Origin of the sequence: Pseudomonas wadenswilerensis (assembly GCF_900497695.1) — a bacterium.
Lineage (GTDB): Bacteria > Pseudomonadota > Gammaproteobacteria > Pseudomonadales > Pseudomonadaceae > Aquipseudomonas > Aquipseudomonas wadenswilerensis.
This window is the reverse complement of sequence record NZ_UIDD01000006.1, coordinates 140626-155428: the sequence shown is the minus strand read 5'-3', so window position 1 is coordinate 155428 and position 14803 is coordinate 140626. Positions and strand designations below refer to the sequence as shown.

Genomic DNA, 14803 nt, shown 5'->3' with positions numbered 1-14803 from the left:
ACAAAAACCGGGGCACCAGGCCCCGGTTTCCATCCAGCGAACGGTTAAACGCGTTCGAAGACGGTGGTGATGCCTTGGCCCAGGCCGACGCACATGGTCGAAACGCCGAAGGTCCCGCCATTCTGCTTCATGACGTTGAGCAGAGTGCCGGAAATCCGCGCACCGGAGCAACCGAAAGGATGGCCCAGGGCGATGGCGCCGCCGTGCAGGTTAACCTTCTCATCCATCTTGTCGAGCACTTTCAGATCCTTCAGCACTGGCAGGGCCTGTGCGGCGAAGGCTTCGTTGAGCTCGAAGAAGTCGATATCGGCGATAGACAGGCCCGCACGCTTGAGCGCTTTCTGGGTCGCCGGCACCGGACCGTAGCCCATGATTGCCGGGTCGACACCGGCCACGGCCATGGAACGGATCACCGCCAGAGGCTGGATACCGAGGTCCTGGGCACGCTGGGCCGACATGACGATCATGCACGAGGCACCGTCGGTGATCTGCGACGAAGTACCGGCAGTCACGGTACCACCTTTGGGGTTGAAAGCAGGCTTGAGGGCAGCCAGGCTTTCCAGGGTGGTGTCCGGGCGAATGGTTTCGTCGTAGTCGAAGACCTTGAGGAAACCGTTCTCGTCGTAGCCCTGCATCGGGATGATTTCATCCTTGAACTTGCCTTCGACCGTCGCCTTGTGGGCGAGCCGGTGCGAACGCACGCCGAACAGGTCCTGCTGCTCACGGCTGATGCCGTGCATCTTGCCGAGCATTTCGGCAGTCAGGCCCATCATGCCCGAGGCCTTGGCGGCGTACAGCGACATGTGCGGGTTCGGATCGACACCGTGCATCATGCTGACGTGGCCCATGTGCTCGACACCGCCAACGACGAAGACATCACCGTTGCCGGTCATGATCGCCTGCGCGGCGGTGTGCAGCGCGCTCATCGACGAGCCGCACAGACGGCTGACGGTCTGGCCGGCGGCGGTGTGCGGGATCTGGGTCATCAGGGATGCCATGCGGGCGATGTTCCAGCCCTGCTCCAGGGTCTGGTTGACGCAGCCCCAGATGACGTCCTCGACTTCGTTCGGGTCGACCTTGGTGTTGCGTTCCAGCACCTTGCTGATCAGGTGCGCGGACATGTCTTCGGCGCGGGTATTGCGATGCATGCCACCCTTGGAGCGGCCCATCGGGGTGCGACCGAAGTCGACAATCACCACGTCTCTTGGATTCAGGCTCATATATTCACTCTCGCTCTATATCGTTGGGCGCTTAACCGAAGAAGCTCTGGCCATTTTTGGCCATTTCACGCAGCTTCGCGGTGGGGTGATACAGCGGACCCAGATCGGCGTATTTGTCGGCCAGGGCAACGAATTCGGCTACACCGATCGAGTCGATGTAACGCAGCGCGCCGCCACGGAAGGGAGGGAAACCGATACCGTAGACCAGGCCCATGTCGGCTTCGGCGGCGGTGTCGACGATGCCGTCTTCCAGGCAACGAACGGTTTCCAGGCACAGCGGGATCATCATCCAGTTGATGATGTCTTCGTCGCTGACTTCACGCTGCTCGTAGACGATCGGCTTGAGCACTTCGAGGACTGCCGCGTCAGCGACTTTCTTCGGCTTGCCGCGCTTGTCGGTCTCGTAGGCATAGAAGCCCTTGCCGTTCTTCTGGCCCAGGCGCTTGGCTTCGTAGAGCACGTCGATGGCCGAGCGACGGTCATCCTTCATGCGGTCCGGGAAGCCTTCGGCCATGACGTCACGGCCGTGGTGGCCGGTGTCGATGCCGACCACATCCATCAGGTAGGCCGGGCCCATCGGCCAGCCGAATTTTTCCATGATCTTGTCGATGCGCACGAAGTCGACACCGGCGCTGACCAGCTTGGCGAAACCGCCGAAGTACGGGAACAGTACACGGTTTACCAGGAAGCCCGGGCAGTCGTTGACCACGATCGGGTTCTTGCCCATCTTCTTGGCGTAGGCCACGGTAGTGGCGACGGCCACTTCGCTGGACTTCTCGCCACGGATGACTTCGACCAGCGGCATCATGTGCACCGGGTTGAAGAAGTGCATGCCGACGAAGTTTTCCGGACGCTTGAGCGCCTTGGCCAGCAGGTTGATGGAGATGGTCGAGGTGTTGGAAGCCAGGATCGCGCCTTCCTTCACCTGGCCTTCCACTTCAGCCAGCACCGCCTGCTTGACCTTCGGGTTCTCGACCACGGCTTCGACAACGATGTCGACATTGCCGAAGTCGCCGTAGGACAGGGTCGGGCGAATCGCATTCAGCGCTTCGGCCATTTTCGCCGGGGTCAGGCGGCCCTTCTCAACGCGCTTGCCGAGCAGCTTGGAAGCCTCGTTCAGGCCCAGCTGGATGGCGGCTTCGTTGATGTCCTTCATCAGGATCGGGGTGCCCTTGACCGCCGACTGGTAGGCAATACCACCCCCCATGATGCCGGCGCCGAGCACGGCGGCCTGCTTCACGTCGTGAGCGATTTCGTCGTGGGCCTTGGCCTTGCGCTTGAGCTCCTGGTCGTTGAGGAACAGGCCGATCAGGCTCTCGGCAACCGAGGTCTTGGCCAGTTTGGCGAAGCCGGCGGCTTCGACTTCCAGGGCCTTGTCACGACCGAAGTTGGCGGCCTTCTGGATGCTCTTGATCGCTTCGACCGGCGCCGGGTAGTTCGGGCCAGCCTGACCGGCGACGAAACCCTTGGCGGTTTCGAACGACATCATCTGCTCGATGGCGTTGAGCTTGATCTTTTCCAGTTTTGGCTGGCGCTTGGCCTTGTGGTCGAGCTCGCCGCTGATGGCGCGCTTGATCAGGTCCAGGGCCGCAGCCTGCAGCAGTTCAGGAACAACCACGGCATCGACGGCGCCGACTTTCAGCGCGTCTTCAGCACGGTTTTCCTTGCCGGCGGCAATCCACTCGATAGCGTTGTCGGCACCGATGATGCGCGGCAGGCGCACGGTACCGCCAAAGCCCGGGTAGATGCCCAGTTTGACTTCCGGCAGGCCGATCTTGGCGCTGCTGGCCATGACGCGGTAGTCCGCAGCCAGGCACATTTCCAGACCGCCACCCAGGGCGATGCCATTGATCGCGGCAACGGTCGGCACGGCCAGGTCTTCGAAATCGCTGAAAATCCGGTTGGCTTCCAGGTTGCCGGCGACCAGTTCGGCCTCGGGCAGCTTGAAGTTATCGACAAACTCGGTGATGTCCGCGCCGACGATGAACACGTCCTTGCCACTGCTGACAATCACGCCCTTGATCGATGCGTCGGCTTTGATGGTGTCTACAGCCTGACGCAATTCGTTCAGGGTAAGACGGTTGAACTTGTTGACGGACTCACCCTTGAGGTCGAACTTCAGTTCGACGATGCCGCTTTCAAGAGCCTTAACCGTGATGGCTTTACCTTCGTAAATCATCAACTGATCTCCACGATATGGAAGCTGAACTGTACACGCCGATCGCTGATGCAAGAGCCGGCCGGCCTTTGGCCGTTGCTGCCGAACCCTTGCTCCAGGCACACCCGCCAGCGCGATAGTCGGGATTCTGTAAGAGCCGTCTGACAATACAAACGCTCAATTCATACGCCCGTTTGATTTGGGTATGCACACATTCAACGAAAAGATCGCCGTTGTCAAATACCCAAAAGCTGCGTGAAAACGCGACTTTCCGGTCATTTTCTGCTGACAGGGGGGCAAACCGCCGCGCAGGTGATGGCGTGCCATTCAGTGACGCGATAGTGGTCAATGGCTTACACGCGTCGATCTTCGTTCAACGCGAAATCGGCGAGGAGATTTGCAGCAGATAGCTGCGCGATGGCTACACTGGGAGGGATGAAGTATTACGCCGGCCTGCCTGGCCTGTCCGCCCGATCTGCGAATCGGGCTTTTTATTGATAGCGATCAGGCCAGGGCCTTGAGCACCGCGGCAATATCCTGCAATACAGCCGCTTCGCCCCGCTCACCCCAGTACAGGGCAACCATCTGCGGGCCCGCCTCGACCTTGTAGACGCTCTCCGGCAAGCGCGCCAACTGCTCGGCATGCACCGCATCGGTGCAGGGCTCGCGCCACTGATTGAGCCACACACCGGGGGTGGTTTGCCAGTAGCACCAGCTGTCGCTACGGCCCTGGCGCCGCGGCCGCAGGTACTGTGCACAGGGGCTTGGCGGCTCCTTGGGCAGCCAGTGCGGCCACTCCTGGGGCGCCAGCTGCATGGCCAGGCCCATGCGCCGGGCTTCCATGCGCAGGGCCATCTGGCCGCTCTGCTTGCGCGAAGGACGCAGCCAGGCCAGGGGGCTGAGAATCAGCGCAAGGATTGACACCACTACCCAGACCGTCATATCTGTTGTTCCCATAAAGCTTTGCAAATGAGCTGGTTAGCCGGGGTTCGAAGCGATCAGCCTGAAACCGACCATACTTTAACTATCGCGACTGTCAGGAGAGCTTCTCATGCCCTACGAACACATACTGGTTGCCGTCGACCTGACCGAAGAATGCGACCCGGTCATCAAGCGCGCCCGTGAACTGGCCACGCCTGCCGGTACCAAGGTATCCCTGGTACACATTGTCGAGCCCATGGCCATGGCCTTTGGCGGCGACGTGCCGATGGACCTGTCCCAGCTGCAACAGCAACAGTTCGACCAGGCCAAGGAGCGCATGGAACGCCTGTTCAACAAGTACCCGGAAATCAACCGCGGCGATTCGCACCTGACCTACGGCCAGCCGCGCCAGGAAATCCACCAGTTGGCCAAGGACCAGAAGTGCGACCTGATCGTGGTCGGCAGCCATGGCCGCCACGGCCTGGCCCTGTTGCTGGGCTCTACCGCCAACGACGTGCTGCATGGCGCACCCTGCGATGTGCTCGCGGTACGCCTGCAGAAAAAAGCCGAGTAAAACCCTGGCGGGCCCGGCGCAGATTCATGCGCCGGGCCCAGCCCTTCAGCTGTCGAGCTCAGCCCAGCGCTCGACCAGCACATCCAGTTCAGCCTGCATTTTCTCCAGGCTTGCCAGGACGGCACTGGTTTGCTCGATCGGGCGCTGATAGAAGGCCGGGGCAGAAATCTCTTCCTGCACCGCCGCCATCTTCTGCTCCAGTGCGTCGATCTGGCCCGGCAAGGTTTCCAGTTCGCGCTGCAGCTTGTAGCTGAGTTTTTTCTTCGGTGCTTCAGCCGCTGCTGCCGCTACCGGCGCAGGCGCCACGGCCTCGACCACAGCGGTGTTGAGCTCGGACTTGCCCGACTTGCTCTCGGTTACACCGAGCAACTTCGGCGAACCGCCCTGGCGGATCCAGTCCTGGTAACCACCGACGTACTCGCGCACCTTGCCCTCGCCTTCGAACACCAGGGTGCTGGTCACCACGTTGTCGAGGAAGGCCCGGTCGTGGCTGACCATCAGCACGGTACCTTTGAACGCCGACAGCACTTCTTCGAGCAGCTCGAGGGTCTCGACGTCGAGGTCGTTGGTCGGTTCGTCGAGCACCAGCAGGTTGGCCGGCTTGCTGAACAGCTTGGCCAGCAACAGGCGCGCACGCTCGCCACCGGACAGGGCCTTGACCGGGGTCCGGGCGCGCTGCGGGCTGAACAGGAAGTCACCCAGGTAGCTCAGCACGTGACGGCTCTGGCCATCGATGTCGATGAAGTCGCGACCTTCGGCCAAGTTGTCGATCACGGTTTTTTCCAGGTCCAGCTGATGGCGCAGCTGGTCGAAATAGGCCACTTCCAGGCGCGTGCCGGACTCGACCTTGCCGCTGGTGGGCTCAAGATCACCGAGCATCAGCTTGAGCAAAGTGGTCTTGCCGGTACCGTTGGCGCCGAGCAGGCCGATGCGGTCTTCGCGCTGCAGGACCATGGAGAAGTCCTTGACCAGCTGCGGGCCGCCCGGATGGTTGAAGCTGACATTTTCCAGGACCATCACCTGCTTGCCGGATTTCTCCGCGACATCGAGCATGATGTTGGCCTTGCCCTGGCGCTCGCGGCGTTCGCTGCGCTCGACGCGCAGGGCCTTGAGGGCACGCACGCGGCCTTCGTTACGGGTACGCCGGGCCTTGATGCCCTGGCGGATCCACACTTCTTCCTGGGCCAGCTTCTTGTCGAACAGGGCGTTGGCGGTTTCTTCGGCCGCCAGCGCTGCTTCCTTGTGCACCAGGAAGCTGGCGTAGTCGCCGTTCCAGTCGATCAGGCCGCCGCGGTCCAGTTCGAGGATGCGTGTGGCCAGGTTCTGCAGGAAGGAACGGTCGTGGGTGATGAACAGCACGGCGCCGCCAAACCCGCTGAGGGCATCTTCAAGCCAGGCAATGGCGCCGATGTCCAGGTGGTTGGTCGGTTCATCGAGCAGCAGCAGGTCGGGCTCGGACACCAGCGCCTGGGCCAGCAGCACGCGGCGGCGCCAGCCACCGGAGAGCTCGGCCAGGGTCTTGTCGGCCGGCAACTGCAAGCGGCTCAGGGTGCTGTCGACCAGTTGCTGCAGGCGCCAGCCATCGCGCGACTCGAGGTCGTGCTGGACGTGCATGAGCTTTTCCAGGTCGGCATCGGTATGGATGTTCTGGCTCAGGTGGTGGTATTCGGCCAGCAAGGCGCCGACGCCGTCGAGGCCTTCGGCCACCACGTCGAACACGGTACGGCCGTCGGCCACCGGCAATTCTTGCGGCAGCTCGCCAATCTTCAGGCCCGGGGCACGCCAGACGTCGCCTTCATCAGGCTTCTGATCGCCCTTGACCAGGCGCAGCATGCTCGACTTGCCAGTGCCGTTGCGGCCGATGATGCACACCCGCTCACCACGGGCGATCTGCCAGGACACCTTGTCCAACAACGGCGTGGCGCCGAACGCAAGGGACACATCGCTTAATTTGAGCAGGGTCATGATCTTCTCCAAAAACCGGGCGCGCATTCTACCCGACTTGAGCCGGCTTCACATTAAGCAGCGCGCCCTACAGCACCTTCCGACGACAGGCCGCTTCTTTACAACCAGATACAAGCACAATGCTTTCATCCGCCTGTTGCAACCGGCTAAGCTAAGGCAATGCAACTCCAACAGTGCTGGCTTCGCCGTCACTTTTCATGGTCAAACTGCCCGGAAGTCTCATGCGCAGCCGCCTGTTCCGCCTAGTATCCAGCCTGCTTCTCACTGCCTCGGCGGTGGGTGTAGCCCAGGCCACCGACATCACCCAGCAACGTCAATATTACGATGAAGCCAAACGTGCCCTGGCCAAGGGCGACAAGGGTCCGTACCTGCGTTATGCCGATGCCCTGCGCGACTATCCGTTAACGCCCTACCTGGCCTACGACGAACTGACCGCCCGGCTGAAAACCGCCAGTAACGACGAAATCGAGAAATTCCTCGCCGCCCACGGCGACCTGCCCCAGGCCAACTGGATGAAGCTGCGCTGGTTGCGCTGGCTGGCCGAGCGCGGTGACTGGGCGCCCTTCACCAAGTACTACGATCCAAAACTGAACTTCACCGAACTGGACTGCCTTAATGGTCAGTACCAGCTCAGCCATGGCCAGCGCGCCGAAGGCTATGCCAGCGCAGAAAAACTCTGGCTGGTCGGCAAGTCGCAACCGGCAGCCTGCGATGCGCTGTTCGATCGCTGGGCTGGCGAAGGCCAGCTGACCGAGCAAAAACGCTGGGAGCGCGCCAAGCTGGCTGCGCAAACCCGCAACTATGCGCTGGCCAACACCCTGGTCAAAAGCCTCAACACCCTGGCACCCCAGGGCCGCCTGCTGATCGACGTGGCGCAGAAGCCCGAACTGCTCAACCAGCCCGGACGCTTCACCCCGGTCAACGAGGCGATGTCCGACGTGGTCAGCCTCGGCCTGCGCCGCCTGGCCCGCCAGGACCCGGAGCGGGCCATGAGCCTGCTTGACGATTACGCCAACCGCATGCATTTCTCCCGCGACGAGAAAGTCGCCATCGCCCGCGAAATCGGCCTGACCCTGGCGCGTCGCTACGACCCGCGGGCGCTGGACCTGATGACCCGCTACGACCCGGAGCTGCGTGACAACACCGTCACCGAATGGCGCCTGCGCCTGCTGCTGCGCCTGGGCCGCTGGGAAGATGCCTATGAGCTGACCAAGCGCCTGCCGCAAGACCTCGCTACCAGCAACCGCTGGCGCTACTGGCAGGCGCGCAGCCTGGAGCTTGCGCAGCCGAAGAACCCGCAAATCCCGCTGCTGTACAAAACCGTGGCTCGCGAGCGCGACTTCTACGGCTTCCTCGCCGCCGACCGCTCGCAAACCCCTTACCAGCTGAACAACAAGCCGCTGGTGCTGAGCCAGCAGCTCGTCAACAAAGTGCGCAACACCCCGGGGATCAAGCGCGCGCTGGAATTCCACGCCCGCGGCCAGATCGTCGACGGGCGTCGCGAGTGGTACCACGTCAGCCGTCATTTCAACCGTGACGAGATGGTCGCCCAGGCCAAGCTGGCCTACGACATGCGTTGGTATTTCCCGGCCATTCGGACCATCAGCCAGGCCAAGTACTGGGACGACCTGGACATCCGCTTCCCGATGGCCCACCGCGACACCCTGGTGCGTGAAGCCAAAGTACGCGGCCTGCATTCGAGCTGGGTGTTTGCCATTACCCGCCAGGAAAGCGCATTCATGGAAGATGCGCGCTCAAGTGTCGGTGCCAGCGGCCTGATGCAACTGATGCCGGCCACGGCCAAGGAGACCGCACGCAAGTTCAGCATCCCGCTGGCCACGCCTGCCCAGGTGTTCAACCCGGACAAGAACATCCAGCTGGGCGCCGCCTACCTGAGCCAGGTGCACAGCCAGTTCAACGGCAACCGCGTGCTCGCCTCCGCCGCCTACAACGCCGGCCCCGGCCGGGTGCGCCAGTGGTTGCGCGGTGCCGATCACCTGAGTTTCGATGTCTGGGTCGAGTCGATCCCCTTCGACGAGACGCGCCAGTATGTGCAGAACGTACTGTCGTACTCGGTGATCTACGGGCAGAAGCTCAATTCGCCGCAGCCGTTGGTGGACTGGCATGAGCGGTATTTTGACGATCAGTGATCGTCCAGCCCATCGCCGGCAAGGCCGGCTCCCACAATAGATTTGCATGCACCTGTGGGAGCTGGCGTTGCCAGCAATGAGGTCAGTCCAGCCAGCCTATTCGGCGTTGTCCGAATGACGACCGCTTCGCGCTCGATCGCCGGCAAGTCCGGCTCCCACAGGATTGGCAGTGCCCTCAGGGATAGTGCAACTCCTGTGGGAGCGGGCTTGCCCCGCGATAGAAGTCCACAGCCGAACTACTCCAGCACCGTCACCGCCATCCCCACCTCAACCACCCCTGCCCCATCCGCCACCAGGTTCTGGCCAAACAGCACATCCCCTTCCTTCTGCCGGTAGGTGCGCAAGGTCGCCAGCGGTTCACGGTCCGGGCTGCGTTCGCCGGTCTGCGGGTCGATGGTGGTCATGATGCAGCGCTCGCACGGCTTGAGCACACGGAACTCGACCGCGCCGATGCGGATGCGCTTCCAGCCATCCTCGGCGAACGCCGCGCTGCCCTCCACCACCAGGTTGGGGCGAAAGCGCAGCATCTCCAGCGGCCGCCCGACCTTGTCGACCAGGTCATCCAGCGACGCCTGGCCGATCAGCAACAACGGGAAACCATCGGCGAACGCCACGCGGTCGCTGTTCAAACCATAACCGCTGGGCAAATAGCGCGCGCGTTGCTCGGGCACATGCACCAGGCGCACGTCCTTGCCGATGAAATCGCTGAGCCACTGGGCAGCGGCGTCCCCGGCATCCGGGACGCGAAAGCTGTCGCGCCAGATGGTGATGCCGCGCAGGTCGTTATCCGGCTCCGGCACAGCGACGTGCAATGCGGGGTAACCCGGCGCCGCCAGGGTGAGGCTGCCATCGGTGTTGTGCAAGGCCGCCAACTGGCTCATCTGCGGGTACATGCGCTGGGTCAGGAAGCGCCCATTGTCACGCTCCACCAGCAGCCAGCGGCGGTCCCCGCTCAACCCCAGAAGGTCCAGCGAGGAAGTCTGCAGCGCCTCACCGCGCGCTGATTTGAGCGGGTATCGGTACAACGCACTCAGGCGCATCATGACCTGCCTTGTGTCGGTTAAAACCCTAGCTTATACCGACTCAGGCCGTGGCTTCATCCAGCATCAGCCGTTGGCGCACGACATCGACCAGCTTGTCGGGCTGGAACTTGGAGAGGAAGTTGTCGCAGCCAACCTTCTTCACCATCGACTCGTTGAAGCTGCCGGACAGCGAGGTGTGCAGCACCACGTAGAGCGCACGCAGACGCGGGTCATTGCGGATCTCGGTGGTCAGTCGGTAGCCGTCCATTTCCGGCATTTCAGCGTCGGTGAAGACCATCAGCAGCTTCTCGCAGACATCCTCGCCGGCATCGGCCCAACCCTTGAGCATGCGCAACGCCTTGAGGCCATCGCTGGCCACGTGCATCTTCACCCCCAGTTGCGACAAAGTGTCACGCAACTGCGCCAGGGCCACGGTGGAGTCGTCCACCAACAGCACTTCGCGACCTCGGGCACGTGCCAGCACCGGGTCTTCGAGCTTGTCGCGCGACACCTTGGCGCTGTAGGGGACGATTTCCGCCAGCACCTTCTCGACGTCGATGATTTCCACCAGTTGCTCGTCGACCTTGCTGATCGCCGTCAGGTAATGCTGGCGACCGGCACTGGTCGGTGGCGGCATGATGGCTTCCCAGTTCATGTTGACGATGCGGTCGACGCCGCCCACCAGGAAGGCCTGCACCGAACGGTTGTATTCGGTAACGATGATGGTGCTGCCCGGGCCCGGCTCCAGCGGGCGCATGCCGATGGCCTGGGACAGGTCGATTACCGGCAGGGTCTGCCCGCGCAGGTTGACCACGCCGCAGACATACGCATGACGCTGCGGCATCAGGGTCAGCTTGGGCATCTGCAGCACTTCCTGGACCTTGAACACGTTGATCGCGAACAATTGCCGGCCAGCCAGGCGGAACATCAGGATTTCCAGGCGGTTCTCGCCCACCAGCTGCGTTCTTTGGTCTACCGTGTCGAGAATGCCAGCCATCGAAGAGCCCCCAGGTGTGTCAAAAATGAATCCAATGGCCCTGTATCGGCCGCTTGCCGCAGAGCTTGACCCCTTGTAGAAAATGCTCTGCAGCCCATTGATGTCATTTTACCATCATGCTTTACTGCACTCACCTCTCCGCTGTCGCAAACGCCCGCAAAGGGTCGTATCGAAGACACCCCATCAGGGAATCCCCTAGTGACAATCGGGTGAGACCTGATGTTCGCAATATCCATAAGCCATTAATGTGACGCCATTCTCATTGCATGAACGGAGTCAGGCTTTTGTCAGCTATCGCCTCATGGTGGCCAGCCCCTGCTCCAGCCCTTCGCGCTGGAGCCAAATGATGGCTAACGACGCACCGCACAACAGCGCCCTGCAGGATTTCCTGGTCGACGCACAGGTGCTGCTGACCAAGGCAGAGGAATGCCTGCTGCACCTGCAACTGATCGACAACGATCCGGATGCCTGCCACTGCCTGAACGACACCTTGGGTACCCTGGTGACGCGGGCACACACCCTTGGCCTGGTCGAGGTCGCCGCCTACAGCCTGCAGTTGCAAACCCTGCTGGAGCCGGCACAGGTGCATCCAGCACTGCAAGGCGAAGCCCTGCAGGCCCTGGAAAGCTGCCTGACCCTGCTGGCCTGGCAACTGGAGCTGATCGATCCGCACACCGGCCGCCTGAGCCTGGACACCGAGGAACAGGTACAGCTGCTCGACACCCTGGCCACCGCCCTGAGCCCAGCAACCGCTCTGGCCTGCGCCTCCTGCATCGAAACCCGGTATCCCTGCGAACACCCTGCCCCCTCATTGACTGCGCCACTCACCGCGCAATCCAGTGCACTTTCCTCGCCAGCCAAGGGTAACTAAGGGACATAACAACAATGCCCTGGCGAAGATTATCCGCCCCCCGACGCGGCACACTAACGGCCAACTTAGTGTATTTTCCGGTGCTTCTAGTTAGCCCAAAGAAAACATTGCGCTTAATTGATATCGGACAAGATTGTATTTTCGCAAACTGATGGCAAAGTGCTAGATTTGCAGACAATCGGAACCGCCGTACCAGCCCGTAAAATCTGGCTATTCAGTCAGTTATCAGAGTTCGCGACCAATTGTATTTGAAGTGATACCATGCGCGCTGATGAAGTCATGCACACCTCCCGGCAACCCCAAGACACCGCGCGCAGACTTTCATCGCCGCAACCCCAGCGCCGACATTTAAACGTTATTGAAGGCAATTCGACAAAAGCCTCTAGTTCGACCTTTGCAAGGCTTTCAACAGCGATATTTCAGTGGCTTCATTTCCTATGTTCTCAAGCCTCAAGACACTCAAGCGCTGGCGCCCCGGAGCCTCTCTGCTGCGCTGGGCGACCGCACTGCTGTGCCTGGCTTCGGTTGCCGTCAACCTGGCCCTGTACCTGCTTGAGCAACCGCTGCCGGCCGCCGCCCTGGCCCTGCAGCTGATTGCCCTGCTGAGCATTGCCTGGCAACTGCGCCAGTGGGCCCGCTCGATTGCCCTGCGCCCGGCGGAACTCGCCGATCGGCTGCTCAAGGTGCAGGAAAGCGAGCGCCAGCGCCTTAGCCGCGAGCTGCACGACGATATCGGCCAGATGCTGACCGCCGCCAAGCTCCAGGCCGACTGGCTGCAACGCCGTGCCCCAGCCGAGTTGCAGGAGCACTGCAGCACCTTGCGCAGCACCCTGGACGACACCCTGGCCAATGTTCGCGATGTCTCGGCCATCCTCAACCCAAGGCAACTGTCCAGCCTGGGCCTGGAAGCCAGCCTGCGCGCACATTTGTTGCGCACCCTTGAAAACACCAACGTGCACTGGAGCCTGGAGTGCCGCCAGCGCCTGGGCGGCATCCCCGAAGACATGGCGATTGCCGCCTTTCGAATCACCCAGGAGGCGGTGACCAACATACTGCGCCATGCCAAGGCCAACAACCTGGTGGTGCGCATCCAGCGCCAGTCCGAAGGCCTGGCCCTGTCGATCAGCGATGACGGCCTGGGCTTCTCGCCCGCCAGCAGTCCCGCCGACGAAGGCCAGCGCGGCATGGCCGGAATGCTCGAGCGCGTCGGCCTGCTCAATGGCACACTGTCGGTCAACAGCCAGCCCGGCCTGGGTACCCAGATCGACGCCCTGATTCCCTGGCCTCCCCGCACCCTCGAACGCGCCAAGACAAATAACGCCCCATGACCTGTACATTGCTGTTGGTGGATGACCACTCACTGATCCGCGCAGGTGTTCGTGCGCTGGTGTCCGATATACCTGGCTATGCCGTGATCGGCGAAGCCAACGACGGCAGCCAGGTGCCTGAACTGGTCATGCAACTGGACCCGGATATCGTCCTGCTGGATATTTCCATGCGCTCCACCAGCGGCCTGGACGCCCTGAGCCGGTTACGCGCCCTCGGCTGTCGCTGCAAGGTGCTGATCCTCTCGATGCACACCGACCCGGAGCTGATCATGCAGGCACTGGAAAGCGGCGCCCATGGCTACCTGCTCAAGGACACTACCGCCACCGAGCTTGAGCAGGCACTGGCGGCGCTGCGCGGCAACGAGCGCTACCTGAGCCCGGCGATTGCCCACACGGTGATCAACCAGGCGCTGCTGCGCGCCCAGTCGAGCAAGCCGGAAGCGGTCGAGAATCACAACCTCACCGCCCGCCAACTGGAGATCCTGCGCCTGATCGTGCGCGGCAAATCGACGCGGGAAATCGCCCAGGGCCTGGGCCTGAGCATCAAGACTGTGGAAACCCACCGATCGCAGATCATGAAACGCCTGCAGATCTACGATGTCGCTGGCCTGGTGCTGTTTGCCGTGCGCGAGCAGATCATCAGCCTCGACGACTGAGTAGCGGCGACCCTGGCGGCAAGTGCACCCGCAGGGCCGCCGGCAGCGCCTGAAAGCGCAGGCTGTCGCCCTGCAACGGTTCGCCATCGAGGTTGATGTCCAGGCCTTGCGAGCTTTTGATCTCGACCCACGGCAGGCGCGCGCGGACGAACATGCTGTCCAGGCCCAGGCCATCGCTGAGCAAGCCACGCAGGGTGCCGACCACTTCCTGGGGCGCCGGCAGGATGCTGACATCGAGCATGCCGTCATCGACCTGCGCATCGGGGCACAACACATGTCCGCCACCGGCCTGACGGCCATTGCCGATGCCCAGGGCCAGCAACTCGCCCTGCCATTGAAAATCCGGACCATGCAACTCGACCGAAGCGGCACGCAGCTCGCTGAAGCGCGACAGCCCGGTGAACAGGTACGCCGCGGCGCCCAGAATCTTTTTCAGGTCTTCGGAGGTATTGGCGGTCACCTGGCTGCCGAAACCACCGGTAGCCATGTTCAGAAACACCTGCCCACCGACCTCGCCCAGATCGATGGCCTGCGCCGGCACTTCAAGCAGGGCCAGGGCCTGCCCCGGCTCCAGCGGCACCCCGGCTGCCCTGGCAAAGTCGTTGGCCGTGCCCAGCGGCAACAACACCAGGCTGGCAGCGCAATCGGCACCCGCCATGGCCTCGGCGACGTCGCGCAGCGTGCCATCACCGCCTCCGGCCACCAGGTACGGGTAGCCGGCTGCCAGTGCCTCCTTGACCAGGCGCTGGGCATCACCAGCTTCCCAGGTCAGGCGCACGTCCAGTTGCCAGCCACGCTCACGCAGGGTAGTCACCGCAGCCCGAACCGCTTCATTCATGGCTTGTTTGCCATGCAGGATCATCAATGCCTTTTGCTGCGCCATTTGTGCGTTCCCCGATGAATTGAGCGTCGAATATCTCGACCCTTTCTGGCTTGCCTTT

12 protein-coding genes are annotated in these 14803 nt (G+C 62.3%); 5 read left to right on the top strand and 7 right to left on the bottom strand.

The window, feature by feature from the left end:
- Positions 1 to 44: 44 nt before the first annotated feature.
- The 3 genes from fadA to CCOS864_RS09500 form a co-directional block, all read right to left on the bottom strand.
- Complete coding sequence (gene fadA, locus CCOS864_RS09515; RefSeq protein ID WP_115086078.1) at positions 45 to 1220, bottom strand: acetyl-CoA C-acyltransferase FadA; 1176 nt, start codon at positions 1218 to 1220, stop codon at positions 45 to 47.
- A gap of 31 nt (positions 1221 to 1251) precedes the next feature.
- Positions 1252 to 3399 (bottom strand): fatty acid oxidation complex subunit alpha FadB, encoded by a 2148-nt coding sequence (gene fadB, locus CCOS864_RS09510; protein WP_115086077.1) that lies wholly within the window; start codon positions 3397 to 3399, stop codon positions 1252 to 1254.
- A 483-nt stretch (positions 3400 to 3882) separates the two neighbouring features.
- The gene (locus CCOS864_RS09500; protein ID WP_115086076.1) at positions 3883 to 4320 is read right to left on the bottom strand and encodes a hypothetical protein; all 438 of its coding nucleotides are present in this window, start codon (positions 4318 to 4320) and stop codon (positions 3883 to 3885) included.
- A 109-nt stretch (positions 4321 to 4429) separates the two neighbouring features.
- On the opposite strand from CCOS864_RS09500, the gene CCOS864_RS09495 reads away from it, so the two are divergent.
- Positions 4430 to 4873 carry a universal stress protein gene (locus tag CCOS864_RS09495; RefSeq protein WP_115086075.1) on the top strand — a complete coding sequence of 148 codons (444 nt, stop codon included), beginning with the start codon at positions 4430 to 4432 and terminating at the stop codon, positions 4871 to 4873.
- A gap of 45 nt (positions 4874 to 4918) precedes the next feature.
- On the opposite strand, the gene CCOS864_RS09490 is transcribed toward CCOS864_RS09495, so the two are convergent.
- A complete protein-coding gene (locus CCOS864_RS09490) occupies positions 4919 to 6838 on the bottom strand; it encodes an ATP-binding cassette domain-containing protein (protein ID WP_115086074.1) in 1920 nt (639 codons plus the stop codon).
- Positions 6839 to 7059: 221 nt separating this feature from the next.
- Between CCOS864_RS09490 and CCOS864_RS09485 the strand changes: the two genes are divergently transcribed.
- Entirely contained in the window at positions 7060 to 8988 is a 1929-nt protein-coding gene (locus CCOS864_RS09485; protein ID WP_115086073.1) for a transglycosylase SLT domain-containing protein, read from the top strand.
- A gap of 236 nt (positions 8989 to 9224) precedes the next feature.
- Here the strand turns inward: CCOS864_RS09485 and CCOS864_RS09480 are convergent, their stop codons facing one another.
- Complete coding sequence (locus CCOS864_RS09480; protein ID WP_115086072.1) at positions 9225 to 10031, bottom strand: MOSC domain-containing protein; 807 nt, start codon at positions 10029 to 10031, stop codon at positions 9225 to 9227.
- Between the two features lie 40 nt (positions 10032 to 10071).
- Positions 10072 to 11007, bottom strand: coding sequence for a chemotaxis protein CheV (locus CCOS864_RS09475; RefSeq protein WP_115086071.1), 936 nt, complete (start codon positions 11005 to 11007; stop codon positions 10072 to 10074).
- Positions 11008 to 11350: 343 nt separating this feature from the next.
- Between CCOS864_RS09475 and CCOS864_RS09470 the strand changes: the two genes are divergently transcribed.
- The 3 genes from CCOS864_RS09470 to CCOS864_RS09460 all read left to right on the top strand — a co-directional run bounded on the left by CCOS864_RS09470 (position 11351) and on the right by CCOS864_RS09460 (position 13862).
- Positions 11351 to 11878, top strand: a complete 528-nt coding sequence (locus CCOS864_RS09470) for a histidine kinase (RefSeq protein WP_415842528.1) — start codon at positions 11351 to 11353, stop codon at positions 11876 to 11878.
- A 437-nt stretch (positions 11879 to 12315) separates the two neighbouring features.
- Complete coding sequence (locus CCOS864_RS09465; RefSeq protein WP_115086069.1) at positions 12316 to 13206, top strand: sensor histidine kinase; 891 nt, start codon at positions 12316 to 12318, stop codon at positions 13204 to 13206.
- Positions 13203 to 13862, top strand: a complete 660-nt coding sequence (locus tag CCOS864_RS09460; protein ID WP_115086068.1) for a response regulator — start codon at positions 13203 to 13205, stop codon at positions 13860 to 13862. Before CCOS864_RS09465 ends, CCOS864_RS09460 begins: the two co-directional genes overlap by 4 nt.
- Here the strand turns inward: CCOS864_RS09460 and yegS are convergent.
- Positions 13846 to 14745, bottom strand: a complete 900-nt coding sequence (yegS, locus tag CCOS864_RS09455; protein WP_115086067.1) for a lipid kinase YegS — start codon at positions 14743 to 14745, stop codon at positions 13846 to 13848. The two genes, CCOS864_RS09460 and yegS, sit on opposite strands and share 17 nt — an antisense overlap.
- Between the last annotated feature and the right edge of the window lie 58 nt (positions 14746 to 14803).

Bases quoted from the DNA above. Each gene is read 5' to 3' on its own strand.
- CCOS864_RS09475 (WP_115086071.1), bottom strand. From the start codon at position 11,007: ATGGCTGGCATTCTCGACACGGTAGACCAAAGAACGCAGCTGGTGGGC.
- CCOS864_RS09495 (WP_115086075.1), top strand. From the start codon at position 4,430: ATGCCCTACGAACACATACTGGTTGCCGTCGACCTGACCGAAGAATGC.
- CCOS864_RS09500 (WP_115086076.1), bottom strand. From the start codon at position 4,320: ATGACGGTCTGGGTAGTGGTGTCAATCCTTGCGCTGATTCTCAGCCCC.
- CCOS864_RS09480 (WP_115086072.1), bottom strand. From the start codon at position 10,031: ATGATGCGCCTGAGTGCGTTGTACCGATACCCGCTCAAATCAGCGCGC.
- yegS (WP_115086067.1), bottom strand. From the start codon at position 14,745: ATGGCGCAGCAAAAGGCATTGATGATCCTGCATGGCAAACAAGCCATG.
- fadA (WP_115086078.1), bottom strand. From the start codon at position 1,220: ATGAGCCTGAATCCAAGAGACGTGGTGATTGTCGACTTCGGTCGCACC.
- CCOS864_RS09490 (WP_115086074.1), bottom strand. From the start codon at position 6,838: ATGACCCTGCTCAAATTAAGCGATGTGTCCCTTGCGTTCGGCGCCACG.
- CCOS864_RS09485 (WP_115086073.1), top strand. From the start codon at position 7,060: ATGCGCAGCCGCCTGTTCCGCCTAGTATCCAGCCTGCTTCTCACTGCC.
- CCOS864_RS09460 (WP_115086068.1), top strand. From the start codon at position 13,203: ATGACCTGTACATTGCTGTTGGTGGATGACCACTCACTGATCCGCGCA.
- CCOS864_RS09470 (WP_415842528.1), top strand. From the start codon at position 11,351: ATGATGGCTAACGACGCACCGCACAACAGCGCCCTGCAGGATTTCCTG.
- fadB (WP_115086077.1), bottom strand. From the start codon at position 3,399: ATGATTTACGAAGGTAAAGCCATCACGGTTAAGGCTCTTGAAAGCGGC.
- CCOS864_RS09465 (WP_115086069.1), top strand. From the start codon at position 12,316: ATGTTCTCAAGCCTCAAGACACTCAAGCGCTGGCGCCCCGGAGCCTCT.